Source organism: Enterococcus olivae (genome assembly GCF_053760925.1).
Map to the genome: position 1 here is coordinate 1 of NZ_JBSMVT010000009.1, position 26,644 is coordinate 26,644.

Annotated in this window: 25 protein-coding genes and 1 riboswitch; of the genes, 3 read left to right on the forward strand and 22 right to left on the reverse strand. The window is 41.4% G+C overall.

All coding sequences use genetic code 11. From position 1 onward, the window contains the following. Window positions 1-223: 223 nt before the first annotated feature. From purD to purC, 9 genes are read right to left on the reverse strand one after another with little or no spacing between them, the layout of a single operon-like run. Window positions 224-1,486, reverse strand: a complete 1,263-nt coding sequence (gene purD / locus ACWODM_RS07595) for a phosphoribosylamine--glycine ligase (protein ID WP_455320777.1) — start codon at window positions 1,484-1,486, stop codon at window positions 224-226. Window positions 1,487-1,505: 19 nt separating this feature from the next. Next, entirely contained in the window at window positions 1,506-3,047 is a 1,542-nt protein-coding gene (purH, locus tag ACWODM_RS07600) for a bifunctional phosphoribosylaminoimidazolecarboxamide formyltransferase/IMP cyclohydrolase (RefSeq protein WP_455320778.1), read from the reverse strand. Continuing rightward, the gene (gene purN, locus ACWODM_RS07605; protein ID WP_455320779.1) at window positions 3,044-3,622 is read right to left on the reverse strand and encodes a phosphoribosylglycinamide formyltransferase; all 579 of its coding nucleotides are present in this window, start codon (window positions 3,620-3,622) and stop codon (window positions 3,044-3,046) included. Before purN ends, purH begins: the two co-directional genes overlap by 4 nt. Next, window positions 3,619-4,662, reverse strand: a complete 1,044-nt coding sequence (gene purM, locus ACWODM_RS07610) for a phosphoribosylformylglycinamidine cyclo-ligase (protein WP_455320780.1) — start codon at window positions 4,660-4,662, stop codon at window positions 3,619-3,621. Before purM ends, purN begins: the two co-directional genes overlap by 4 nt. 14 nt (window positions 4,663-4,676) lie before the next feature. Further along, a complete protein-coding gene (gene purF / locus ACWODM_RS07615) occupies window positions 4,677-6,116 on the reverse strand; it encodes an amidophosphoribosyltransferase (protein WP_455320781.1) in 1,440 nt (479 codons plus the stop codon). Further along, window positions 6,101-8,320 carry a phosphoribosylformylglycinamidine synthase subunit PurL gene (purL, locus tag ACWODM_RS07620; RefSeq protein ID WP_455320782.1) on the reverse strand — a complete coding sequence of 740 codons (2,220 nt, stop codon included), beginning with the start codon at window positions 8,318-8,320 and terminating at the stop codon, window positions 6,101-6,103. Before purL ends, purF begins: the two co-directional genes overlap by 16 nt. After that, on the reverse strand, window positions 8,321-8,995 hold the full coding sequence (gene purQ, locus ACWODM_RS07625) for a phosphoribosylformylglycinamidine synthase subunit PurQ (RefSeq protein ID WP_455320783.1): 675 nt from the start codon (window positions 8,993-8,995) through the stop codon (window positions 8,321-8,323). Window position 8,996: 1 nt separating this feature from the next. Beyond that, entirely contained in the window at window positions 8,997-9,251 is a 255-nt protein-coding gene (gene purS, locus ACWODM_RS07630) for a phosphoribosylformylglycinamidine synthase subunit PurS (RefSeq protein WP_455320784.1), read from the reverse strand. Further along, window positions 9,251-9,970: a phosphoribosylaminoimidazolesuccinocarboxamide synthase gene (gene purC / locus ACWODM_RS07635; RefSeq protein WP_455320785.1), complete on the reverse strand. Its 720-nt coding sequence runs from the start codon at window positions 9,968-9,970 to the stop codon at window positions 9,251-9,253. The genes purS and purC overlap by 1 nt, the downstream gene beginning before the upstream one ends. Window positions 9,971-10,216: 246 nt before the next feature. On the opposite strand from purC, the gene ACWODM_RS07640 reads away from it, so the two are divergent. Then, a complete protein-coding gene (locus tag ACWODM_RS07640; protein ID WP_455320786.1) occupies window positions 10,217-10,588 on the forward strand; it encodes a hypothetical protein in 372 nt (123 codons plus the stop codon). A 100-nt stretch (window positions 10,589-10,688) separates the two neighbouring features. Here ACWODM_RS07640 and purB read toward each other — a convergent pair whose 3' ends face one another. From purB to ACWODM_RS07680, 8 genes are all read right to left on the reverse strand, one after another. Further along, window positions 10,689-11,984 carry an adenylosuccinate lyase gene (gene purB, locus ACWODM_RS07645; protein ID WP_455320787.1) on the reverse strand — a complete coding sequence of 432 codons (1,296 nt, stop codon included), beginning with the start codon at window positions 11,982-11,984 and terminating at the stop codon, window positions 10,689-10,691. A 16-nt stretch (window positions 11,985-12,000) separates the two neighbouring features. Continuing rightward, window positions 12,001-13,128 (reverse strand): 5-(carboxyamino)imidazole ribonucleotide synthase, encoded by a 1,128-nt coding sequence (purK, locus tag ACWODM_RS07650; protein WP_455320788.1) that lies wholly within the window; start codon window positions 13,126-13,128, stop codon window positions 12,001-12,003. Then, window positions 13,112-13,600, reverse strand: coding sequence for a 5-(carboxyamino)imidazole ribonucleotide mutase (purE, locus tag ACWODM_RS07655; RefSeq protein WP_455320789.1), 489 nt, complete (start codon window positions 13,598-13,600; stop codon window positions 13,112-13,114). Before purE ends, purK begins: the two co-directional genes overlap by 17 nt. Before the next feature lie 196 nt (window positions 13,601-13,796). Continuing rightward, window positions 13,797-14,378 carry a xanthine phosphoribosyltransferase gene (locus ACWODM_RS07660; RefSeq protein ID WP_455320790.1) on the reverse strand — a complete coding sequence of 194 codons (582 nt, stop codon included), beginning with the start codon at window positions 14,376-14,378 and terminating at the stop codon, window positions 13,797-13,799. A 78-nt stretch (window positions 14,379-14,456) separates the two neighbouring features. Next, window positions 14,457-14,552: riboswitch (purine riboswitch) on the reverse strand. Between the two features lie 84 nt (window positions 14,553-14,636). After that, entirely contained in the window at window positions 14,637-15,329 is a 693-nt protein-coding gene (locus ACWODM_RS07665; RefSeq protein ID WP_455320791.1) for a hydrolase, read from the reverse strand. A 17-nt stretch (window positions 15,330-15,346) separates the two neighbouring features. Next, window positions 15,347-15,955, reverse strand: coding sequence for a glycoside hydrolase family 73 protein (locus tag ACWODM_RS07670; RefSeq protein ID WP_455320792.1), 609 nt, complete (start codon window positions 15,953-15,955; stop codon window positions 15,347-15,349). Between the two features lie 7 nt (window positions 15,956-15,962). Next, complete coding sequence (locus tag ACWODM_RS07675) at window positions 15,963-16,766, reverse strand: M15 family metallopeptidase (RefSeq protein WP_455320793.1); 804 nt, start codon at window positions 16,764-16,766, stop codon at window positions 15,963-15,965. Between the two features lie 18 nt (window positions 16,767-16,784). Further along, window positions 16,785-17,297: a hypothetical protein gene (locus tag ACWODM_RS07680; RefSeq protein WP_455320794.1), complete on the reverse strand. Its 513-nt coding sequence runs from the start codon at window positions 17,295-17,297 to the stop codon at window positions 16,785-16,787. Window positions 17,298-17,424: 127 nt separating this feature from the next. On the opposite strand from ACWODM_RS07680, the gene ACWODM_RS07685 reads away from it, so the two are divergent. Further along, window positions 17,425-18,369 (forward strand): Gfo/Idh/MocA family protein, encoded by a 945-nt coding sequence (locus ACWODM_RS07685; RefSeq protein WP_455320795.1) that lies wholly within the window; start codon window positions 17,425-17,427, stop codon window positions 18,367-18,369. A gap of 15 nt (window positions 18,370-18,384) precedes the next feature. On the opposite strand, the gene ACWODM_RS07690 is transcribed toward ACWODM_RS07685, so the two are convergent. Next, complete coding sequence (locus tag ACWODM_RS07690; protein WP_455320796.1) at window positions 18,385-19,362, reverse strand: aromatic acid exporter family protein; 978 nt, start codon at window positions 19,360-19,362, stop codon at window positions 18,385-18,387. A 245-nt stretch (window positions 19,363-19,607) separates the two neighbouring features. Here ACWODM_RS07690 and ACWODM_RS07695 point away from each other — a divergent pair, with 245 nt between their 5' ends. Continuing rightward, a complete protein-coding gene (locus ACWODM_RS07695) occupies window positions 19,608-20,207 on the forward strand; it encodes an FUSC family protein (protein WP_455320797.1) in 600 nt (199 codons plus the stop codon). A gap of 24 nt (window positions 20,208-20,231) precedes the next feature. Here the strand turns inward: ACWODM_RS07695 and ACWODM_RS07700 are convergent, their stop codons facing one another. From ACWODM_RS07700 to ACWODM_RS07715, 4 genes are all read right to left on the reverse strand, one after another. Next, complete coding sequence (locus ACWODM_RS07700) at window positions 20,232-23,642, reverse strand: FtsX-like permease family protein (protein WP_455320798.1); 3,411 nt, start codon at window positions 23,640-23,642, stop codon at window positions 20,232-20,234. Between the two features lie 9 nt (window positions 23,643-23,651). Then, entirely contained in the window at window positions 23,652-24,353 is a 702-nt protein-coding gene (locus ACWODM_RS07705; protein WP_455320799.1) for an ABC transporter ATP-binding protein, read from the reverse strand. A 121-nt stretch (window positions 24,354-24,474) separates the two neighbouring features. Next, window positions 24,475-25,629, reverse strand: coding sequence for an N-acetylglucosamine-6-phosphate deacetylase (nagA, locus tag ACWODM_RS07710; protein WP_455320800.1), 1,155 nt, complete (start codon window positions 25,627-25,629; stop codon window positions 24,475-24,477). Window positions 25,630-25,707: 78 nt separating this feature from the next. After that, window positions 25,708-26,538: a helix-turn-helix domain-containing protein gene (locus ACWODM_RS07715; RefSeq protein WP_455320801.1), complete on the reverse strand. Its 831-nt coding sequence runs from the start codon at window positions 26,536-26,538 to the stop codon at window positions 25,708-25,710. Between the last annotated feature and the right edge of the window lie 106 nt (window positions 26,539-26,644).

Genomic DNA, 26,644 nt, shown 5'->3' on the forward strand with positions numbered 1-26,644 from the left:
CCGTACGAAATTCGTCAGTAGTGAAAAAAATAATCTTTTCTGAGGTTTATTTGTCATGCACTGATTCGTTATTTTTCATTCAGAAAGTTTTGTTTGTTTTCACTTGACTTTATATAGTTAGTCTTTTCGATAGTTCTATTTTAACACTTCTTTAAAGCTTACTAAAACAATGAATGAAAAAGAGTAGTTCATCGCTGACTACTCTTCTTTCAATACATAAAATTTACTTAGATTCTAAAGCTTTGAAACCAATATCTTTTCGATAAAATAGATGGGGCAGTGTCCAATCATCAAGGATTTGATACGCCTCACTTTGCGCTTCTTCCAAAGTGTCTCCTTCTGTCTGCAATAAAAATACACGACCGCCAGCACTATAAAGATCAGCCTGTTTTTCTGAAACACCTGCATAATAGACATTACTATTGCCATCCAAAGTCAAATCAGGAAGTTTTGTATCTTGTACATAGATGCCCGGGTAACCCTCAGCTGCAACAACTACTCCCAGAGTTGATCGATTGTTCCAAATAATCTCAGGCTCTTGATCCTCTAACAAGTTTGTGATGATCGCTGCCAAACTGCTCACTAATCTTGGTAAGACGACTTGCGTTTCCGGATCTCCGAAACGTGCATTGAACTCAATGACTTTCGGTCCATCCATGGTAGCGATCAGACCAGCATATAAAATACCAGTAAAAGGTGTGCCTTGTTCCATCATGCCTTTTGCCGCAGGAGTCAACACGGTATCAACAGCCGTTCGGACCATTTCATCAGGGATCTGAGGTACAGGAGAATACGCTCCCATCCCACCTGTATTTGGTCCAGTATCACCATCGAAGGCTCGCTTGTGGTCTTGAGCGATGACCATAGGATAGACCTTCTCATTTTTCACAAATGCCAATAATGAAAATTCTTCTCCTGCCAAAAATTCTTCGATAACTACGGTGGCTCCGCTATCACCGAATTTATTATCTTCTAGCATATCATGCAGTGCAGCAATAGCCTCTTCGATCGTTTCAGCAACAACCACGCCTTTTCCTGCAGCGAGTCCGTCTGCTTTGATCACGATTGGTGCTCCTTTTTCTAGTACATACGCTTTGGCAGCCTCAAATTCAGAAAAGCTTTGATACTCCGCCGTAGGGATCTGATTGTTTGTCATCAAGATCTTTGCAAATTCTTTTGACCCTTCGATCATCGCAGCCGCTTTGTTTGGACCAAAAATTTTCAATCCAGCTTGCTCAAAATCATCCACGATCCCGTTCAACAAAGGAACCTCAGGACCAACAAATGTCCAATCAATGGCTTGTTCTTTCGCAAAAGCGATCAATGACGCGTGATCGTCTTCTTCAATAGCGACTCGTTCGATTCCGTCCATGATCATTCCAGGATTCCCTTTGGCACAAAATACCTTCGTCACTTGATCTTCTGACAACAATTTTTTTGCAATGGCATGTTCTCTACCACCACTACCTATAATCAATAGTCTCATTTTTTCGCTCCTCTAAGAATCAATGTCTAAAGTGACGCACATTAGTGAACACCATGGCAATACCATACTGATCCGCCATGTCGATCGACTCTTGATCTTTGATACTTCCACCAGGCTGAACGATGGCTTTGATCCCATGTTTTGCAGCATATTCCACACTATCACCCATTGGGAAGAAAGCATCACTTGCCAAAACAGCATCCTCGATCTTGCCAGCAGCTTCTGCCTGCTCCACAGCGATCTTCACAGAGCCTACCCGGTTCATTTGTCCCGCTCCAACGCCCACAGTCTGATGATCGGTAGCTAATAAGATTGCATTTGACTTGACATGTTTGACTGCTCTCCAGGCAAATTCCAAGGCTGCCGCTTCTGTTTCAGTCGGCTGGCGTTTAGTCACGACCTGCCAATCAGCAGATTGCTCTACGATCGTATCTTGACTTTGCACCAACAGCCCCCCTAGTACAGAAGCCGTTTCTGATTGATCCGTTACAAGATCGACAAAATCAAGTGTCATCAAACGAATATTTTTTTTCTTCGTCAAAATATCCGAGGCTGCTTGATCGAAGGCTGGTGCAATGATGATCTCCAAGAAGATCTTGTGCATTTTTTCAGCCGTTGCTGCGTCTACTGGACGGTTCAAGACAACGATTCCGCCAAAAATAGAGACAGGATCTGCTTCATAAGCATAATCATAAGCATCCGCGATCGTTTCTGCCGTACCGATACCACAAGGATTCATATGTTTTAAAGCAACCACTGTCGGCTCTGTATATTCTCGAGCAATGCGGATCGCCGCATCTGCATCTCGAATATTATTGTAAGACAACTCTTTTCCATGCAGTTGTTTCGCAGAGGCGATCGAATAGCTTTTAGGCAGTGCATCTGCATAAAAAGAAGCTTCCTGATGACTATTTTCTCCATAACGAAGAGGTTGTTTTAAGTCATAAGTTAGGGTTAGCTTTTCCGGTTCTTGTTCATCCACAAGCTCTGTCAAGTAATTGGCAATCAAGGCATCGTAAGCTGCCGTATGACGGAAAACTTTGGCAGCTAAACGTTTTCTTGTAGACAGAGTTGTTTCTCCTTCTGCCTTCAACTCCTCCAACACAACTGTATAATCAGCAGGATCAACGATCACCGTCACAGCTGCATGATTTTTCGCAGCCGAACGAAGCATACTTGGACCACCAATATCGATGTTTTCGATTGCTTCTTCTTCTGTCACGCCATCTTTTAAAATCGTTTCTTTGAATGGATATAAATTGACGACCACAAAATCGATCGGCTGAATGTCATGCTCTGACATTGCCTGCATATGAGATTCCAAATCTCGACGACCTAACAAACCACCATGGATTTTAGGATGCAAGGTTTTGACACGTCCATCCATCATTTCCGGAAAACCTGTCACTTCATCGATAGAAATAGTTGCCAGTCCCGCATCATCCAAAGCTTTTTTTGTTCCGCCTGTTGAGATGATCTCGATGTCCTGTGCCAATAATTCCTTGGCAAATGCTTCAATTCCTGTTTTATCTGATACGCTGATCAACGCTCGTTTTGTCATAATTTCTTGACTCCTTCTTTTGCGATTTTCGCTAATACTTTAGGATACCACTGATGTTCCAATAGATGAATCTTTTCTTCCAACGTTTCAAGAGTGTCATCTGCTGAGATTTCTGTTGCAGCTTGTGTGATGATCGGACCAGTATCCACGCCATCATCCACGTAATGGATCGTGATACCGGTGATCTTGACCCCATATCGATAGGCGTCTTTAATTCCATGTAAGCCCGGAAAACTAGGCAGCAAGGAAGGATGAATATTGATGATTTTATTGGGGAAGGCACTTAACAACGGTTCACCAATAATTCGCATATACCCTGCGAGTACAATCAAATCGATTCGCTTTTCAACTAAAATATCCCGTAACTCTTCCTCATACAAATTTTTGGAAGCAAAATCTTTAGGTGAAAAATGTAGCGCAGGAACATCATGCTGCTGCGCCCGCTCCAAAACATAGGCTTGCTTTTTATCAGAAAACAATAACACGATCTCGCCCTGGATCTCTTGACGCTCCACCGCTTGAACGATCGCCTCAAAATTACTACCATTTCCAGAAGCCAATACAGCTATTCTCATAACTGAGCCTCTTTGAAGACAATGGCTTCGGCTTCTTTTTCAATCACAGTTCCGATCACATAGCTTTCTGTCTGATTTTCTTTCAAGCATTCTTGCACTTGTGGGACATTTTCAGGAGAAACTGCCAAGACCATACCGATTCCCATGTTGAAAATCTCATACATTTCATTAGATGGAATCGCTCCGTAAGTTTCTAATACTTTAAAGATTGGTAGTACAGGCCAAGTGCCTAGCTGGATCTCGATCGCCAAGTGATCAGGAAGCATCCGCGGAAGATTTTCAACGAATCCTCCACCAGTAATATGGGCAATCCCATTGAGCCATTCCTTTTTGACTAATGGCAGTACATCCTTGACATAAATTTTCGTAGGTTCCAATAATTCTTCTGCTAAAGAACGTCCCAGTTCAGGAAGAACTGTTTCATACGTGCAATCTTGCTGCTCAAAGAAAACCTTACGAACTAAAGAATAACCGTTGGAATGAATACCAGAAGAGGACAATCCAATCAAAACATTTCCTGCAGAAAGTTTCTCTCCTGTGATTAGTTGACTTTTTTCGGCGATCCCTACGGCAAAACCAGCTAAATCATATTCTTCTTCATCGTACATACCAGGCATTTCTGCTGTTTCTCCACCAATCAAAGCGGCGCCAGCCTGAACACAGCCTGTCGCTACTCCTGCTACTACTTGTTCTAAACGTTCAGGAATGTTTTTCCCCGTTGCAATATAGTCCAAAAAATACAATGGTTCCGCACCTTGAGCAACGATATCATTGACACACATCGCCACACAATCGATCCCGATCGTTTCATGTTGATCCACTTGATGAGCAATCAATAATTTGGTACCGACCCCATCTGTCCCAGAAACCAGTACAGGTTCTTTGACAGAAAGAGCACTCAAATCAAAGCAGCCACCAAAGCCGCCTAAACTTCCTAAAACACCTAATCGTTCTGTTTTTTTGACATGTTTTTTGATCCGTTCTACTACTTCATATCCTGCTTCTACATCCACGCCGGCCTTTGAATATGCGTTTGCCACGTTATTCCCTCCATTTAAAAAAATGATGTTTTTTCCTCCAAAGATGCTTGATACTGCTCTTCATAATCATACAAAGGTGTTGGGTAATCTCCATTGAAATAAGCCATACACAAACCATTGTATGGTGCATCAAAATTCAATCCGATCGAATCGATCAATCCTTGTTCACTTAAGAATGCTAGCGAATCTGCTTCCACACAAACTTGAATCTCGTCAACAGTCAGGTTGGCAGCAATCAGCTCTTTGCGTGTTTGGATATCGATACCGTAAAAACATGGATATTTCAACGGTGGTGAAGCAATTCGCAAATGAACCTCTTTGGCTCCGGCTTCTTTTAGCAATTGGACGATGCGCCGACTTGTTGTTCCGCGAACGATCGAATCGTCGACAAGAATCACTCGCTTCCCTTCAACTACCCCACGGACAGCTGAAAGCTTCATACGAACCCCTTGCTCTCTCAATTCTTGTGTCGGTTGGATGAAGGTTCGGGCAATGTATTGATTTTTGACTAAGCCTAATTCGTAAGGAATTCCCGAAAACTCCGCATAGCCACTAGCAGCAGATAAAGAAGAGTTAGGCACCCCAATGACCATGTCCGCTTCTACTGATGACTCCTCAGCCAAACGTCTCCCCATCTCCTTGCGAGCCGTATGAACGTTGACGCCAGCGATATTAGAGTCAGGGCGAGCAAAATAGATATACTCCATGGAACAAATCGCATGCTGAGTGTCTGTGGTGTAAGAATCGATCGTAAGCCCTTCGTCATTGATGATCACCAGCTCTCCAGGTTGAACATCACGGACAAATTCAGCACCGATCACTTCCAGAGCACAAGTCTCAGAAGCGATCACATAAGCACCGTTTTTCATTTGACCGATCGATAATGGTCGAAACCCATTAGGATCCAGAGCGGCAATGATCTCATTTTCTGTGATCAACAAGTAGGCGAAACCACCCTTGACTTGATTCAAAGATTCTTTCAATTGGTCCAGCAAGGTCACTTGTCTACTTTTTCGAATCAAGTGCATCAAGATTTCAGTATCGGAATTGGAGTGGAAGATCGCACCATCTTTCTCTAATTCTTTACGCAACGTTTTAGCATTCGTTAGATTTCCATTATGAGCCAAAGCAATCTGACAATCATAGAACTTGAATAAAAAAGGCTGAATATTGTCCACACTGCCATTACCAGCGGTTGCATAACGAACGTGTCCGACTGCCGCATTTCCTCGCAAGCGACTAAGCTTACTTTCATCAGAAAAAACTTCAGACAATAGTCCAAGATCACGATGCCCGTGAAGTTTTCCCTGATCATTAGAAACGATCCCTGCACCTTCTTGTCCTCGATGCTGCAGACTGTGTAAACCAAAATAAACAACACGTGCAGCATCGGGATGTCCCCAAACACCGAAGACCCCACATTCTTCATTTAAACTTCTTACTTCATAAGACATGGAATCGCATCCTCCCACAATCTTTTGGCTTCCTCTACTCTGACATCGATTGTTCCGTCTGCAGCAGCAATTTGTAATTGACTGTCATCCGTCACTTTTCCAATACATTCAGCCAAATCGCCAGCTAAGTCTTCAAACAACTGTTTATTCTTTCGTGCAACACTTACTATAAATCGAGACTGTGTCTCTGCAAACAATTGTTCTTTAGGAAGCTCTAAAGAAGCCTTCGCTCCTAGTTGGTTTTTGAAGGTCGCTTCTGCTAAAGCGACAGCCAGACCCCCTTCTGCACAATCGTGTGCACTGGCAACCAAGCCTGCCTGGATCGCCTTTAGAACAAACTCTTGATTGGTTTTTTCGATTGCCAAATCAAAATTCATTAATTTTCCTTCAATTTTCCCAAGTTGAAGTTTTTGAAGCTCACTACCGTTAAAATCAGAAGCCGTTTGTCCTACAACATAAATCAGGTCTTCTGCTTGTTTGAATTCTTGTGTCGTGATATGTGCTAAGTTTTCGATCAGCCCAACCATTCCGATCATCGGTGTTGGATAGATTGCCTTGCCATTGGTTTCATTATAAAGAGACACATTCCCTGAAATAACCGGTGTGTCTAACACACGACAAGCTTCGGCGATCCCATCTGCAGAAGTCCATAATTCCCAAAAGCCTTCTGGTTTGTCCGGTGATCCGTAGTTCAAGCAATCTGTGATTGCTAAAGGTTTTCCTCCACTAGCCACAATATTACGGGCTGCTTCAGCGACAGCGATCTGTCCGCCAATCTCTGGATTCAAGAATAAATAGCGACTGTTACAGTCTGTCGTCATTGCCAAAGCCTTTTCTGTTCCTCGTACACGTAAAACAGCGGCGTCACTTCCTGGAGGGACAACAGTATTGGTTCTTACTTGAGAATCATAAGTCTCATAGATCGATTTTTTTGAAGCGATCGTTGGCTGTTGTAAAAGTGTCAACAAAGTATCAGACGGGTCCTCAATCACAGGAACAAAATCCGACAGCGCCGCAAATTTTTGAATGCGTGCAGGTTCTTGTCGTTCTTTGTGATAGGTAGGTGCATCCTCCGCCAAAGCATCTACAGGTAGATTAGCGACCTCCACGCCATGATGATACAAACGATACAGTCCATCATCTGTCACTTCACCGATCGAAACTGCGTCTAAATCATATTTAGCGAACAATTCAGCCACTTCGTCTTCATGTCCTTTTTCCACACAAATCAACATGCGTTCTTGAGATTCAGAAAGCATCATTTCATAAGGAGTCATTCCTGTCTCCCGCTGTGGAACATCATCTAAATATAACTTCAAGCCAGATCCAGCCTTTGAAGCCATCTCAGAACTTGAGGAGACCAAACCAGCTGCTCCCATATCTTGAATTCCTACCAAAATATCACTATGATCCAAGATCAACTCTAAACAAGCCTCCAAGAGTAATTTTTCCATAAAAGGATCGCCTACTTGGACGGCTGAACGTTGTTGTTCTTCTCCTTCTACAAATTCCTCTGAAGCAAAAGTTGCACCATGGATACCGTCACGACCTGTCTTCGCACCAACATACATAATGGCATTTCCGACACCTTTTGCCTGTCCTTTTTGAATGTCTTTATGATCGATCAAGCCAACACACATCGCATTGACTAAAGGATTCCCTTCATAACAAGGATCAAACTGGACTTCTCCGCCAACTGTTGGAATCCCGATACAGTTGCCATAACCACTGATTCCAGCAACAACTTCTTCTAATAAATATTTTGTGCGTTCCGTATTGAGCTCACCGAAGCGTAAAGAATCCAAGATCGCCACTGGTCGTGCACCCATACTGAAAATATCACGGATAATACCACCGACACCCGTAGCTGCTCCTTCATAAGGCTCAACTGCGGAAGGATGATTATGACTTTCAGCTTTGAACACGACTGCCTGACCGTCTCCAATATCCACGATTCCGGCACCTTCACCTGGTCCCTGCAGCACTTGAGGTCCACTGGTTGGAAATTTTCTTAGCACTGGCTTTGAATTTTTGTAAGAGCAATGTTCGCTCCACATCACTGAAAAAAGACCTGTTTCAGTGTAATTCGGCATTCTTCCTAGAATTTCTTTTTCGATCATTTGATATTCTTCATCGGTCAGTCCCCACTGTGCATAGATTCGCTGTTCTTTGACTTGTTGAGGAGTAGGTTCTCTTTTTATCATCTACACGGACACCTTTCCAAAATTTTTTAAAATCGAAGCGAAAAATTTCTTGCCGTCTTCTGAGCCCAACAGAGATTCCATCGCACGCTCCGGATGGGGCATCATACCCAAAACATTGCCTTGCTTGTTACAAATTCCGGCAATATTGTTCAAACTGCCGTTGATCGCTTCTTCATATTTAAAAACGATTTGCTGATTCTCTTCCAAACTTTTCAAAGTTTCTTCATCGCAATAATAATTACCTTCACCATGAGCAACAGGGATTTGAATGATCTCATCCTCTTCGTACTCAGAAGTGAATTTTGTTTGATTATTGACCACTTTCAACGGTGTGGTTTTACAGATGAAATGCAGTGATTCGTTTCGACGCAAAGCTCCTGGCAGCAAACCCGCTTCTGTCAAAACTTGAAATCCATTGCAGGTCCCAAAGACCGGCTTGCCTTCTTCTGCAAAACGAATCACTTCTTGCATGATAGTAGAAAAACGAGCGATCGCTCCGCACCGTAAATAGTCGCCATAAGAAAATCCACCCGGCAGCAAAACACCATCGAAGCCTTCTAGCGACTCCGCATCATGGCGGACATACGCTGCATCGGCACCCATGATGTCTTTAACAGCCCACAACATGTCCATATCACAATTGGAACCCGGAAAAACAATGACTGCAAATTTCATGTTAAGCTTCCTCCATTGATAAAATCTCGTAACGATAAGTTTCCATATTGACATTTGCCAGTAGCTTGTCACAGATTTCTTCGATTACCGTTTCTACAGATTCTTCCGAAGCACTCACCTTGATCTCAAAATATTTCCCAATACGAATTTCTTCAATCGTATTGAAGCCTAAACGATGGACTGCACCTTTGACTGCTTCTCCCTGAGGATCCAACACTGATTCTTTATAAGTTACGTATACTTTTACCAAATACATTAGTTTGCTCCTTTATTTTTTAATCTATTTAACACTTCTTCATAAACAGGAATCAAATCACCGATTTCCCTGCGATAGACATCTTTATCCAAATGCTCATTGGTTGTCTGATCCCACAAACGACAAGTATCCGGCGAGATTTCGTCCGCCAGCAAGATTTCTCCTTCTGCTGTACGCCCGACTTCGATTTTAAAATCGATCAAACGAATATTAATCTCCAAGAACAGTTCCTTCAATGCGTCATTGACAGCTAAGGCTAATGTTTTGATTTTTTCCAGTTCAACTTCACTTGCAATATCTAAAAATCGGACATGTTCATCATTGATAAAAGGATCATCTAAGGCATCCTCTTTGTAATAAAACTCAATGATCGGAAAAGGCAAGGTTGTTCCCTCTGCGACAGCCAAACGTTTTGTAAAACTCCCAGCAGCAACATTTCGAACAACTACCTCTAGAGGAATCATTTCTACTTTCCGAATCAATTGTTCGGTTTTTGATATTTTCTCAAGAAAATGATTGGCAATTCCTTTTGCGGTCAATTCTTCAAAAATATAGGCAGTTATTTGATTATTCATTTTTCCTTTGCCGCTTACTGCATCTTTCCTTAAACCATTCAAAGCCGTTGCTTGATCTAAATACTCTACTAAAAACACTGTATTATCATCGGTTTCATAAAGTTTTTTGGCTTTTCCTTCGTACGCCAGTTTACGTTTTTCCATGCCACACCTCATTGTTTTATTTGATTGCTGCAATCTTTACGATAGCTTCATTTTAACTGCACTTATTTTCCTTCGTCAACAATAACCTTACGTTTAAATCTAACTACTTTAACATTGTTCGTGTTTAAACAAGAGCAGATTCGAACTTCTTTGAAACAGGTAGAAATAAAGCGTTTACAGTTTGTTGATAGAATGTTATTATATAAACAGAAAAAATATGCTAGCCTTAAGGAGGTGTTTGAATAGATGATAGGATGTTATGAGGAAGCTCACAATTTTGTATCCTATTTGACGCCTGAAGAAAGGCTTGAAGTCTTTGAAGATCTGCTGGAGATTCTGCACTTATGCAATCACACAGACGCAAAGAAAACATTTTGGAATGAAAAAATGACCGCGTTTGTGAAATCTTATACCCATTGCAAGCAACTGTTCCAGTGTAAGAACAATCGAAACGAAGAGATCATTATTCGCAAGGTCTCAGAGTCAAATTTTTTTCAACAACAGTCGCACATCGAAGTTTTCTTTAATTTTAAAGAGACTTCTGTTGATTTTATTTACAAAATCACTGAAATTCTTCAACAGGAACTGTTCAATCAGGAGGAATTTGCAGTTAATTGAATCGAAGACCTGATTTCCCTTTCAGCTAGGAAATCAGGTCTTCTTTATTTGTCAACGTCAAAAAACCACGAAAGCAGAGAGCTTTCGTGGTCAAATTTGATTAAGCTAAGCCTACTCGTTCAAAAATAGTCTCAACATTTTTTAGATGATGGTGATAGTCGAAAGCGTCGTCAAGATCCTCTGGTGTTAAAACATCAGTGATCGCTTGATCTGCTTCCAGTAGTCGACGGAACGGCAACTGTTCATCCCAAGATTTGGCTGTGTTCGGCTGTACTAAATCATAAGCCTGCTCCCGCGTCATTCCACGATCGATCAATTTCAGCATGACACGTTGGCTATAGATCAAACCAAAGGTCGCATCCATGTTACGCTTCATATTTTCAGGGAAAACTGTCAGATTTTTGACGATAGTACCGAAACGATTCAACATGTAATTCAACAGAATCGTTGTATCCGGAATAATGATCCGCTCCGCTGATGAATGAGAAATATCACGTTCGTGCCATAAACTTACATTTTCATAAGCCGTGACCATATGTCCTCGAATCACTCTCGCCAGACCAGTCATATTTTCTGAACCGATCGGATTGCGTTTGTGAGGCATCGCTGACGAACCCTTTTGACCTTTAGCAAAAAATTCTTCTACTTCTCTGGTCTCAGATTTTTGAAGACCACGGATCTCAGTAGCAAATTTCTCAATACTGGTGGCGATCAATGCCATCGAAGACAGATATTCCGCATGAAGATCTCTCGGCAATACTTGTGTCGACACATCTTGTGGGCGAATGTCTAATTTCGTACAAACGTATTCTTCCACGAAGGGAGGGATATTGGCAAAGGTACCGACTGCTCCACTGATTTTTCCTGCTTCTACACCTTTGGCAGCATGCTCAAAACGTTCGACGTTTCGTTTCATTTCAGAGTACCACAAAGCTAATTTCAATCCGAAAGTCGTTGGTTCAGCATGGACGCCATGGGTACGACCCATCATGACTGTCTGCTTGTGTTCCTTGGCTTTTTCACCAATGATGTTTGTTAAACGTTGCAGATCCTGACGCAAAATGTCATTAGCTTGCTTCATCAGATAACCATAGGCAGTATCTACTACATCGGTTGAAGTCAATCCGTAGTGGACCCATTTACTTTCATCGCCCAAACTTTCTGAAACGGCACGTGTAAATGCAACCACATCATGTCTTGTTTGCTCTTCGATCTCCAAAATACGTTGAATATCAAAAGAAGCATTTTCGCGAATTTTTTTGACATCCTCTTTAGGAATTTCTCCCAATTCAGACCAGGCTTCATCTGCCAAGATCTCTACTTCCAACCATGCCTGATAACGATTTTCATCAGTCCAAATTTTTCCCATTTCTGGTCGTGTATAGCGTTCTAACATAGTGTCTGTTCCTCTCTTAATCCCAAATTTTCGTTTTTTTGATTTCAGTTAAGGTTTGTTCTGTATCCGTTGTGATGATTGTGATGTGACCCATTTTTCGACCCGCTTTTGGCTCTTCTTTTCCATAATAATGGAACTGCCAGCTCACTTTCTCGTCAATCAGTTGATAGGTCTTCTCTAAATGCTCCCCTAAAATATTGACCATTACAGCTTCATTCAGCAAACGAGGCTCCGCTAATGGCCAAGAACAGATCCCTCGAATGTGGGCATCAAACTGACTCATATCACAAGCTTCGATCGAATAATGTCCTGAATTATGCGGCCTCGGCGCCAATTCGTTGACATAGATACTACCCGTTTCTGTTAGGAACATTTCGATTGCTAAAACTCCTCGTAGATCCAAGGCCTGAGCAATTGTTTTTGCGATTCGTTCAATCTCATTGGCTACTACCGGTGAGATATCAGCAGGAGCGATCGTTTCGTGCAGAATATTGTTTCGATGGATATTCTCGACTACTGGGAAGGTTGTGTATTCAACACCATTACCGGCTACGATCACCGACAATTCTTTTTCAAAAGGGATCCAGGCCTCTAGTTCACAAGTTCCCTCTCTCAACAGATTCATTGAAGGCGCTAGATCCTTCGTTCCTTTCAGAACATATTGTCCTTTTCCATCATAGCCTCCGCGTGTTGTTTTCAGGACACAAGGATAACCGATACTTTCAATAGCTTCTTGAATATCGGTCGGGCTGATGATCGTGGCATAAGGAGCGATCACGATATTGTTCGTTTCCAAAAAAGATTTTTCCAATAGACGATCTTGTGTGATCGCCAAAAGATCGGTTCCTTGTGGGACATTACAAAACGGTAAAATAGCATTGAGCGCTTCTACGCTGACATTTTCAAATTCATAGGTCATTACATCGCTTCGTTTGGCCATCTCTTCCAAAGCCAAAATATCATTATACTCAGCCACGATATGCCAATCAGCGATCTGCGCTGTCGGGCAATTTTCTACAGGATCTAATACACCGACACGAAAACCCATTTTTTTAGCACTCATGGTCATCATTCTTCCTAATTGTCCGCCGCCAACGATTCCAATCGTTGCACCAGGCATCAGAGGTTTACTCAAGCTGATCACTACTTTCCATTACTGATTCTTCCATTTGTTTACGTTTTTTAGCAATTTTTTCCGCTATGTTTAAATCATACATTGAAAGCATCTGAGCCGCAAGTATTCCTGCGTTAATTGCACCAGCTTTTCCAATCGCAGTGGTAGCTACAGGGACACCTCCTGGCATTTGAACGATCGATAAGAGTGAGTCCAAACCATTTAATGTTCGTGATTGGACCGGTACACCGATGACTGGCAAGGTTGTCTTAGCTGCGACCATGCCAGGTAAATGGGCAGCACCGCCTGCACCTGCAACAATCACCTTCAAGCCATTTTCCCGGGCATTTTCTGCAAAAGAGAACATAAAATCAGGGGTTCGATGGGCAGAGACAACTTTTTTTTCATAAGGAATATCATAACTTTCCAACGACTCACAGACATGCTTCATCGTTTCCCAGTCTGATGTACTTCCCATAACAACTGCTACTAATGGTTTCATCAAGCAAACTCCTTTATTTGTTTTTAAGACACGCTTATTTTAGCAATCAAAAAATTAAAAGTCAAAAAAATATCGGATGATACTCTCAAAATAAACTTTAATGTTCGTCATAACCCAAAGCATTCGTCCGCTGATTTAAAAACGGTATCTCAAAAATTCATTGAGACACCGTTCGTTTTAATTTCGATTTGATTATTTAAGCATCGGCGTCTCTAAAAGAAACTCTTCCATCCACCAATGATTCGATTCTCGCCAAGGAAACGACACGGATCCCCATGTCTTTCAATAACTGACGACCATCCTGAAAAGATTTCTCAATAATGATACCCACACCTTCGATCTTAGCTCCAGCCTGCTGACACAATTCGATCAATCCCTTTGCGGCCTGCCCATTCGCCAAGAAATCATCAATGATCAGTACCTTGTCGTCTTCGTTCAAAAATTTCCGAGAAATTGAGATCGTACTGGTCACCTGTTTAGTAAATGAATAGACCGAACTTGTCAGCAATTCTTCATCCATCGTCAAGCTTTTCGCTTTGCGTGCAAAAATCATCGGTACATTCAGTTTCTGGGCTGCATATAATGCCGGAGCAATACCTGAAGCCTCAATTGTAACAACCTTTGTGATCCTGCTGTCAGCAAAAACTTCTGCAAGACGATTCCCCATTTTTTCCATTAAATCAGGATCTACTTGGTGTGTGACAAAGCTGTCGACTTTTAAAACCCCTTCGCCTAATACATTTCCATCTTGTTGAATACGATCTACTAATTCTTTCATTCTTTAAACTCACTTTCTGCTAAAAAATAATAAAAAAGAGCACCTTTTTTGCCAATACAGCAAAAAAAGGTGCACAAACAAAACACTTTTTTTACCTATAGTCCGATATTCCGGTATCGGGTAGAGACTGTCGACCAATTTCGACGATATATAAGTAAGACTAATTATGAAAAACACAACCATCATTATGCCTATAAATTACCGGAATTTCAAGTAAAATAAATGATAACCCTTGCTTTACTGTTCCTTTGTTCGGATTTAGCTAGTTTTTTTCTGTTCATCCCGCTCTATTTCACGATAATGTTGCATTTTTTTACTGAAAAGCTTCCCATTTGAAGGTGGTGTATAGGTGATCGCATTGGCACCAGCCTGAATCGTCTCCCGAATATCCTCTTCAGTCGGACCTCCTGTTGCAATAATTGGAAGCTCCGGATACAATTCTCGGAAATAACGAACCGTTTCAGCAGTTTTCTTTCCTGCACTAATATTAATGATTTTTACGCCACAAGCCAACTTTTCTTCGATCGGTGTATACTTACTTGTCACCGTGCTTACTACAGGTATATCTACAACAGCACAGACTTCGCTGACGGTGTCCACTGGTGTGGGTCCATTTAACACCACGCCAATCGATCCTTGCGCTTCAGCAAATAGGCTCATGTAAGAGGCTCTGGTCCCTTGAGTCAGTCCTCCACCGACACCTGAAAACACTGGAATATCAGCGGCTTCAATAATACTTTTTGTAATTGCCGGGTGTGGAGTAAACGGGTAGACCGCGATCACAGCATTCGCATTGGTATTGCGAATGATGGCAATATCGGTTGTAAAAATAATAGATTTGATTTTTTTCCCGAAAATGATAATTCCACTGGCTTCATCGATCACATCAGGCACTCTCACGATGTCTTTTCTTAACTCCGTCGTAATATTTGGAACGAAAGTTTCTCCCATGCTTACTCAGCCTCTCATTAGTCGTATTGATAAAGTTGATACATTTCAATGACTTCTTTTATTTTGTTTGCATAACCTGGATCTGTCGCATAACCAGCTTCCTGCAGTGCCTCGGCAGCAACTTCATAATTGGGTGCAGTCAATACTTCTTCATACTTTTGTGGGCTCCAGTCAACACCATTGACAAACAACATAGTATGAGAGTCCATCGATTGCTCCCAAGATTCGTACACACGAAAATCACCTTTGATTGTGACCCACTGTTCATTGACAAATTCCTGGGTATCCATTTTTATTTTTTCTTGTTCACCATAAGCTTTGATCCCAAACAAATTATTGTACTTGCTGGATAGCTCACTTTGTCCCCAGTTCGATTCCAAGATCGCCTGTCCAATGATGATACTTGGAAGAATGCCGTAACCCTCTTGTAATTCCTTTGCATGAGGAAGCAGTCGTTCAATAAATTCTTGCTGGGTCAGATTTGCATTTTCTTCATAAGCTAGCTCTCCCTGTACAAGTACGGGTTCAGTCAAGCTTCTCAACGAATAGATAAAAGCCAGTCCAATCATTAGAAAACCGACAATGATTGCCGGTATCCTAAGGGGCGTTCTTTTTTTTCTTTTCATATATAACCTACTTTTCCTTTAATAAATCAATGTATTCTTCTAGTGTCAGCTGATGTTCCTCAATGTATTTGGCATGTTCTACACCAACATAACGAAAGTGCCATGGTTCATAAGTTATTTTCGTGATGTCTTCTTTTCCCTTTGGATAACGGACAATAAAGCCATATTCCCGTGCATGCTCAGCCAGCCATTTAGCACCCGGTTCATCCCCATAAGCCTCATCTAGCATGGTTTGCGGATAATTGTTCAACCAATCTTCATCAACAATATCAATCGCCAAGCCCGTGTGATGCTCACTATGTCCAGGTTCAGTCAGCGTTTGTTTGGATTTTTCCACGGCTTCTGCTTCCGTCATGTTTTGGCTCCTATTCACTGCAACATCGTCGGCAAATACTTGTTCCTGATAAGAGACGGAACGGTAGGCAGATACAATTGCCAGAGGGAATCCTGCGTCAGTTGCCGCAGCACTCAAGGCCTCGTAGGAGTCGATCACCCGACGATCCAATTGCATCACACTTCCGGGTATCTCTGTCAGTAGATCCTCTGAAAAATCTTCCTCCATTGGACTGTCCGGACCAATCAAAAACAGATTCCAATCTTCGATCGAGCCTTCCGGCAAATTAGATGTATCAGCTTTTTCTGTTGCTTCTAAGTTTGGTTCATTTTCTACAAAAGTCTGTACTTGTTTTGATTCAACGGTTACAGATTCTCCGCCTACAGCCGTCACTGGTCTTGTCACCCAACGATTGATCCCGTAAATGGCACCGATGCCTAACAGTAGCAAGCTGACCGTCTGTATCAATTTTCTCACCGTTTTTTCTCCTCTCGATCATTTATTGTAAGTTTCTTCTAAGTTCTCATTGACCCAATCTAACAGAGCTACTTGTTCGTTTTCCAGATGTTGCTGTAAAGTTGCTGGCAATCGAAAAGTCAAAATATCATCAAAACCCCACTCATCATACTGAATGCCTACTCGCAGATTCAAGAATTGGTTAGCATTATTTTCCTCTTTTGCTTGAGACATTTCCACCGTCCCAAGACCGATATTTAACCATTTACGGGCAATCTCTGTTTTCATTTTGCGGTATTCACTCACCGCAACTCCTCGTTTTTCAGGATAAATGATTGTTTGGCGCAATACTTTTTGGAGTAACATCCATTCGTAATCACTAAATAAATTCTTGACCTTTTGATTTTCTTCAGGCGCTAATGTTGTTCTCCCATTTTTCCAACTTGTCCATTTTTCATCAGAAATACCTAGATTGTTTTCATAAAATAACGACTCAGTGCCGTACTGCTCCTGAATCGCACTTAAAACCAGTTCAATATATATATCATGCATATCTGATCCCTCCGTTTTTATTTTACTTAAATTTGAAAAGAAAAGAAACTTTTTGCTACTAACTTTTCTCAATTTTAACATACTTTGTTATACTGAGAGTACTTAGAAGAAAAGGAGAGACAAAAAAATGACAGACTATCGTTGGGGCATTATTGGATTAGGTGACATCGCCCATCAATTTGCAGAAGGTTTCCATAGTGAAAACAGTGAGATCCTTGGCGTTGCCGCTCGAAAATATCCTCGAGTCCAAGCATTCGCAGAAAAATTCTCGATCCCGAATGCTTATGAATCAGTGGATGAAATGCTGGCGGATGAAGCCATCGATTTCATTTATATCGCCGTACCAAACAATGTACATCACAGCTACATTATGGCAGCATTAGAAGCGGGGAAACATGTTTTGTGCGAAAAAGCCATCACCATGAACAGTCAAGAACTAGTTGAGGAAATTGAGCTGGCTAAAGAAAAAAATCTTGTGTTACAAGAGGCAATGACGATCTTCAATATGCCTTTGTATTTAGAGCTTCAAAAAATTGCTGAGAGCGGAAAACTCGGAAAATTAAAAATGATCCAGGCACCTTTTGGTAGTTACAAAGAGCCCGATCCGACCAATCGTTTCTTTAATCCAGAATTAGCTGGCGGAGCGCTATTGGATATCGGTACCTATGCTGTCTCATTTGCTCGTTTTTTCCTAACAGAAACACCCAGAGTATTATTCAGTGATGTCTTGAAATTCGAGACTGGTGTCGACGAACAATCGATCACCGTTTTGAGAAACGAAAAAGACGAAATGGCTTCTGTCACTCTTTCATTCCAAACGAAGATGCCTAAACAAGGGATCGTTGCCTTTGAAAAAGGCTTCATTACAATAGACGATTACCCTCGTGCAGACCAAGCAGAGATTACCTATTTGGATAGTTCTAAAGAAACGATCACTGCCGGAGAGACAAGCGAAGCACTCAATTATGAAATCCAAACATTCATCGACACCGTCGAAGGTGCAGAAAATCGCACCTTGCCTTTGACACAAGATGTTATTCGTATTCTAGATCAGATGCGTAGTTTTTGGTAAGCAATGAAGAGACAGCTATTCACTAGCTGTCTCTTCATTTAGTTTAGCGATCGATTTAGAAAATTCTGTTTTGATCTCAATAAAACTTTTAAAAGACTGTAAAAACTGGAATAGTCTGGCACGATTTTCAAATTCCTCTCTGTCTTGAGGCAGTGGCTTCATTCGATAAATTTCATAAACAGCATCAATCCGTTTTAAAATCTCCGTTCCATCATTCGCCTCATGAAAAGTCTCTACAGTAAACTCCAGTAATGGCCGCAGATTTTCTACCAATGTTTCTTCTACTTCAATGTCTTTTAAAAGATTGACCATATCTGACAACATCCGAACCTGTGTCCGGCGCATCGAGAAATATTCTTCGTAATACACATCAGTCCTTTGCCATTGATTTTCCTGATACATCTGAGCTTTTTGTTGCCCTTGACGAATAAAGATCAACAATTTTTGACATTCTTTGTCTAACATCTCTTTCGGATTCTGATTCAAAGTCCTGACCATGCCAGATAAAATCTCACGAAAATTTTCTTCAATATTCAACTGTTTCTGCTTTAACTGTTTTTCAATATCCGGCATATAGAGATTTAGCAACAAAGCAAAACCAACACCGATCGTCATCAGTAAAAATTCGTTCTTAATCAGTAGCCAGGAGTAAGATTCTTCCATCATATAATGCGTGACTAACACAGAATTTACTACGATTCCGTCGGTCAGTTGAAATTTTGCTGAAATAGAAATAAACAACAGCAAATATACACCAAAAGCTAGAGCGTTGTAGCCAATCAGCGTAAAGCAAAGGAAGGACAGACTCGTAGCAATCCCCAAGGAGATCAATCTAGCCAAAGCTGTATCTACAGAGGATTTTTTTGTGTTCCCTACACTCAAAACAGCAATGATTCCTGCTGACGGAGCATACAACAAATTCAAAGCACCTGCCAAAAGCATCGCCAATACAGCTGCTACTGCGGTCTTCACCGTTCTCAAACCAATTTTCATGCAGACTCCTCCCAATAAGTGACAATATTATAGTCACTTGATTTTTTATATTAACGCTTCTCTGACAGAAGATCTTGCTTGCAGCTGGTAAAAGCAGACTTCTCTGGGTAGTAAGCAGTTCTAAACAACACTATTTGGAAATTGTGACCTCAATACTAGAATTATACTAAACATAAGGAGTTTAGACTAGAATTTCCTTTGAAGTTTCGCTATTATGGAGATACCTAACAAAAAGGAGGACAATCATGCATTTAGGTCGTTTTAGGTTTGGAATGAGAACATTCAAATCTTCATTGGCTGTATTGATCTGTATTTTGATTTTTCAGTTGTTCGATCGTGGACAACCATTGATTGCCGCTTTGGCTGCCGTCTTTTCTTTGCGTCAAGACCTGACTTCAACCTACACTTTTGGAAAATCACGGGTGATCGGTAATGCGATCGGCGGACTAGCTGCTATTTTTTATCTGTTGCTACAGCAGTATTTTAGCCCTAACTTCGTTGTCGAACTGATTGCACTCCCGATCCTAGTAGCTCTAGTGATTACTGTTTCTGACGGCATCAACAATAATGCCGGAATTATTTCAGCTGTCGCAACCATGCTGATGATTACAATGAGTATTCCTACAGGAGAATCGGTTGGCTATGCTTTAGCTCGTGTTTTAGATACCTTTATCGGAATACTGATAGCGATTTTTCTGAATGCTATCATTCAACCGCCCGAAACGGAAAAAGTACAGGAAATCAAAGATGATCTGACCCTTCTGAAAGAAGAGGAAGCTTCTCTGGAGGAACGTTTACTTGAGATCCAAGAACAAATAAAACATGAAAACGAAAAAGAAAAGTGAGACGAAATCGTCTCACTTTTTTGTTTACTCATTTGACTTCAATGCTTCGATCATATCTACTTTCTTCAGTTTGAAATACATGACCAGCCCAACAACGATAGTAAAGAATACCGTGATCAAACTTGCATAAAGATAACTCACCGTATGGACAGCCGGCGAAAACATGATCATATCCAGTTCAACCGTCTGTAGTACATAGCTGTGGAGCACTCGCCCCATAAGCAATCCAGTCAAAACCCCAAAGAATGTTAGAAAAATATTTTCGCGGTAAATATACATGGTCACTTCATTATCATAAAATCCTAAAACTTTGATTGTCGATAATTCACGGATCCGCTCAGAAATATTGATATTGTTTAGATTGTACAAGACAATAAACGCCAGCAAACCAGCTGAAATAATCAGCACCCAAACAACGATGTTCAATGTAGCAGTCGTGTCATCCAAGGACGTCGATGAATCAGACAAGTAGCTGACATTGATCACTTCCTCATGCTCCATCAATTTTTCGGCGATCTCTTGCTCGGTTTCCTTCGATTGTTCCCCTTCAAACAACAACAAATCTGTATTGTACTCCGGTGTCTCATGAAAAACTTCTTCGAAATACTCTGGCGACAGGTAGGCAAAATGTCCAGCATAATTCTCAACAACTGCTGAAACAGTTACTTCAAAGGATTCATTGTCCGCATTTTTCAAAACCAAAGAATCCCCCACCGATAGTTCAAATAGTTTAGCCAGCTTTTCATTGATAATCGCTCCATCATCTGTCAGCTGATAGACTTCTTTTGTCTGACGGTCATTGAATAAGACAAACTCAGACAGTTTCTCGGTATCTTCGGGTACATAGACCGTTACATCCTGACTAGCTTTCCCAGACTGATCCATCACTAAGGTTTCAGACGAAATTGCCAGATGCTCTTGATAGTCTGGTAAATCAGTTACTTCATTCAGATACGTTTCATACTCATCTTGCTCTGGACGTTCAGAGAAAGTGACGATTCCCTGATAATGCCAGATCTTAGTGAACTGGATTGGAACGATATCACTGATTGAATCCCTTAGACCAAAACCAGTCAAAATCATCGCTGTACAACCTGCGATACCAAAAATCGTCATTAGCATGCGTGCTTTGTAACGGAAAAGATTACGCATTGTTACTTTTTGGATAAAACTCAATCTTTTCCATAAAGGACGAAGATATTCCAGCCAGATACGTTTACCGGCTTTGGGTGCTTTCGGACGTAGCAAGACGGCTGGCGCACTGAATAAATCGACTCTCAGAGAAACCATGGCGATCCCGACCGTACAGGCAAGTGCGATGACAACAGCGATACTACTGTAGCCCAAATACCATGGTGTAGCAAACTCTTTGATATTATAGAGCTGTCCATAAGCACTGATGATAATCGTTGGAAACAGATAAAAACCGACAGCCAAACCTAAAACAGCTCCGGACAAACCTGCAGATAAAGAATAGATCAGAAATTTTTGCGCGATTTCGCTGTTTTTATAGCCAAGTGCTTTCAACGTACCGATCTCTACTCGTTTTTCTTCGATCATTCTTCCCATCGTGGTTAAGCTAACTAAGGCTGCGATGAAGAAGAAAATCGTTGGGAAAACGGTAGCAATCGATGAGATTCGATCGGCGTTCGATTGATATTCTGCATAACCAGGATTGCTGATTCGATCCAGTAAGGTAAACTCAGCCGGCTCCAAATCATCTACCCTATCCTGCTCTTCTTCCAATGTTTCTTGTGCTTCTTTTAATTTTGGTAGCTCTTTTTCTTTTTGCTCATTGAATTTTTCTAGACCTTCTTCATAGCTTTTTTCTCCAGCTTCCAACTCTTTTTCAGCAGCTTCTAGTTGATTCTTCCCTCGTTCTTCCTCAACTGCCAGCTGGGCTTTTCCTTCAGCTAATTGGTCTTTGCCACTATCGATCTGTTCTTTCGCAGCTTCAATCTGTTGTCGACCAGCATCCAATTGGCGCTGTGCCGCATATAGCTGTTCTTGTCCAGCAGTAATCTCCGCCATGCCAGAGTCGATTTGTGCCAGACTTTGTTCCAATGTGGTGATTTGGGATTGGATCATTCCTCCCAAAGCGTTAATCTGCTGTCTGAGTGTAGCTAAGGTCTCCGGTGTTACCAGATCCAAAAGCTGATCGATCTGACCAGCCCATTCGTTAGATTCCGGAAGCTGACTGATCAAATAACGTAGCTCTCCTCGGATATCTTCCAAAATAGTTGAAATCTCTTCGACAGGCAACTGGTCTACTTCCTCTAATAAGGAAACTAACTCTTGATAAGAGTCTTGAGCATTTTGCAACTGCCACAAGGTATCCTCCAGTTGATCTCTTTGATCCATTAGTTGACCCAACTGCTCTTCGTAGCTCTCCAGCGCCCCTGCTTGGCGGTCTACCTCCCGCTGGTTTTCGTTTAACGTGCGCTCTTGCTCTCGTAGCTCAGAAGAACCTTGTCGCAATTGTGCTTCTTTTCCGCGGATCTCTGCCTTTGCCGCAGTGATTTTCTCACGAAACTCCGCTTTCCCGGAACGTAATTCTGCTCTTCCCTCATCTAATTTTTCCTTGGCTTCTTGGAGTTCTTTTTCAGCATCCTCTAGCTGTTTTTCCCCATCTTGGATCTTTTGACGGTTTTCTTCAAGTTCTTTATTGGCGAGCTCTTGAATCTCTATCAGACGTTCTTGTTGTCTCGGCTCAAGCCATTCTTCCAATTGTTCAATATTTTTATCAATTTTTTCCTCGTATTCGTCTGAGTAAGCAGCCACTTCTTTTAGATTGCTGAAGGTCAGCAACATACGAGCATAGGCATTCGTTTGAAAAGCCTCATCGACCAACAAAGCAAAATAATCAACCGCACCATTTCCGACATTGGTATTGCCGCGTTTGGAATTATCGATAAACTCCGGACTAGTGACAAATCCGACAATTTCTAGTGTATGACTGGCCAAGCTTTCTTCTGTATCGTCAGAGTCGGTAATCTCGATCGTCTCCCCCAACTCATAAAGAAATTGGCTACGACTGTCCAAGGCAACCTCATCGGCTGTTTCCGGAAGTCTTCCAACTTCCAACTTCGGCTGGTTCAATTTGTCCTTGTCAAAGCTGTAAAAACGAAAAATCTCATTTTTTGATGCAATATGGATATCCGTCATATATTGCAAGACGATCGTATCGATCTCCGAACGTTCTTCAAGATATTCTTGATCTTCTTCTGAAAATCCTAAAGTCGAAAGGACAGAAACATCTGCCAAACGCTGTGCCTCATAATAATTGCCAGCGGACTTGATCATATCAGGACCCGTTGCACCGATCCCGACGAAAAAAGCGACGCCCAAAAAAATAATCCCCAAAATGGAAAAAAAGCGAGCGGGAGACTGTTTGATTTCTCTTATACTACTTTTTAATAATGCATTGTTCTTCATCTTTTCCCCCTACCACTCAATTTGAGAAATAGGTGTTGGCGAGTCATTGTATTCAATACTCCGAACTTTTGCATCATTGATCCGAATCACTCGATCCGCCATTGGCGCAATTTGTGAGTTGTGAGTAATAATAATGACAGTCGTTCCTATTTTACGAGCCGTGTCTTCTAAAATCTGTAAAATCTGTTTTCCTGTTTCATAATCCAATGCCCCTGTTGGTTCATCGCAAAGCAACAGTTTTGGTCGCTTCGCCAAAGCACGCGCGATTGTTACCCGCTGTTGCTCTCCTCCTGATAATTGAGAAGGAAAATTATTCATTCGTTTCCCTAAGCCCACTTGAAGCAAAATCTCTTCTGCATCCATTGCCTGTTCTACGATCTGAGCCGCTAGCTCAACATTTTCTCGAGCAGTCAAATTAGGAACCAAATTATAAAATTGAAAAACAAAGCCTACATCGTTTCTACGGTATTCTGTCAACTGCTTGGCATCATGATCGGCAATATCGACACCATCAATAACGATTTGCCCACTGTCACAGCTATCCATACCACCAAGTATATTTAAAACCGTGGATTTACCGGCCCCACTCGGACCTAAAATCACAGCCACTTCTCCTTTTTCCACCCCAAAGGTCACACCATCATTTGCAATGATCGTCGTGTCACCCATTTGATATTTTTTTACTTCGTCAATGACATCAATGTAACTCATCCTTTGCGCTCCTTTCTACGCTTCAATATTAGTTTAACACAACGTAAAAAAGAAGGAAATCAAGACTATTTTTGTCTGATTGCCTTCTTTTACTAATCACTAGGATTTTTCAACCATTCACTTATTTAGATATAGCATAACGCTGCTTACCATCTAAGTAGGTGGCTTCTAAGGTCATGTCTGGATTTAAAACGATAAAATCTGCATCACGGCCTTTTTTGATCATACCGCAAACATCGTCAAGCTTACAACTGATGGCCGGTACCAAACTGGCCATCATTACTGCCTGCTCAGGAGTTGCCAATCCCCAATCAACAACATTTTTGATTGCTTCTTTTAATTTTAAGATACTTCCTGCAAGATTGCCTTCTTGCATACGGGCAGTGCCCTCCTTGACGACTACTGGAAATTCTCCCAAAATATAATCACCATCAGGCATTCCACCAGCCATCATACAGTCGGTGATCAATGCCACATGATCATGACCAGCTTTTTCCATCAAGATACTAGCCGCACTTGGATGAACATGATGTCCATCACAAATCAACTCTGAGAAAACATCCCGTAAGCTCAGCAATGCCCCGACCATTCCTGGTTCACGATGATTCAATCCACGCATCCCATTGAAGGCATGAACAAAGACACTCGCACCTGCTTCTACGGCTTCAGCAGCGTCTTCCAAGGTACCGTTACTGTGGCCTAAAGAAACAACTACACTTTCACTGGTCACTTGTTCAACGAATTTCTTGACTCCTTCACGTTCGGGAGCCAAAGCGATTTTTTTGATGATACCGCCAGAAGCTTCTTGCCACTCATGAAAAGTCTCGATATCTGGATCACCGAAATAAGACGGATTTTGAGCACCTTTGTATTCTTCTGTAAAGAATGGGCCTTCAAAATAAATACCTTGGATCTTGGCTCCAGTCACTTCTTTTTGGACGCTACCGACTGTCGCTGCGACTTCTTTCAATAGTTTCTTGCTCGAAGTCAATGTTGTTGGTAAAAAAGATGTTACTCCACATGCCAACAGAGCCTCCGACATGACCTTGATCCCTTCCGCGTCATTGTCCATCACATCATGATTCATATAGCCATGAATATGCGTGTCAACTAACCCCGGCGCAATCCATTTGTCAGAATGATCGATCAGCGTTACTTCTTCCTCTGGTAAATTTGAAAAATATTCACCGAATTTTCCATCAACAATCTCTAAGTATCCAGGACCTTTGACCCCTGATTTCAAGAAAAATTTCGTTGCGCTTACAAATGTTCTCATTTGTCTCTCTCCTCTATGTCTTTTCTAATTTAAAATTACTCTTAATTAGAAAAAATGTCAAGAAAGGTCTACACCATTTCAGCGGATTTTTTGGATACAATGAGACAGATCCATGTATTCCTTTGCTTCTTCCACCAGCCCTATTCTCTTACAAATCTTTCCACACAAAGAAAACAACTCTTCTAAATAATAATAGCTACTCCGCTGCTGTGCCCAAAGAATCCCTTGTTCTGCCACCTCTAAAGCTTTCTCATCTTCTTCGATTCCAAAAAGAAAACTGCCAAAATTATAAAAGACCTTGCTCAATTCAAAACGCATTGATTCAATTGGTAAAGACTGAAGCGATGCATAGGCTAGATTTAAATAATGGGTCGCCTGCTCATTGTTACCGGCACTACCAAAAACACGACCTAAACAGCTCATTAATTGAATCTCAATCGCTGAAACATTGTTCTTTCCTTTGGTGTACGTATAAGAAAGCCCTTTTTTCAGAGATTGAATCGCCGCATCGTGAGCATCATACAAAAAAAATTCACAGCTTCCTAAATAATAATAATACAATTGAAGATCCGTATCCAAATACAAATGCTCGGTCAAAGAGGAACTCTCCAGAAGCTGTTCCATTTGCTGATAATTTTGATGAATCAAATGGTAGTGGATTCTCAGAAATAAGGCATTGATTTGCTGGATCTCACTTGGCTGTGAGTAAAGCAGCTTATCCATCGTAATATTTAATCGCTGACAGATCTGTTGCAAGACGATCACATTCGGAACTTCAATCCCATTTTCAATCCGACTGAGGACACTTTGCGCACAGATTCCCTGAGACAACATTTTTTGAGTCATGTTTTGTTCTTTACGAATTTTTTTGATGGTTTCTCCAAAATTTATTTCCTGTAAAACGTCCATTTTTTATTCTCCTAAAATATGCGAATTCGCATTTCACTTTTTGTACATTTTAACACATAATGTAACAAAGGAAAATTCCAATCTATAGAGATGTTCGGGATTTCCT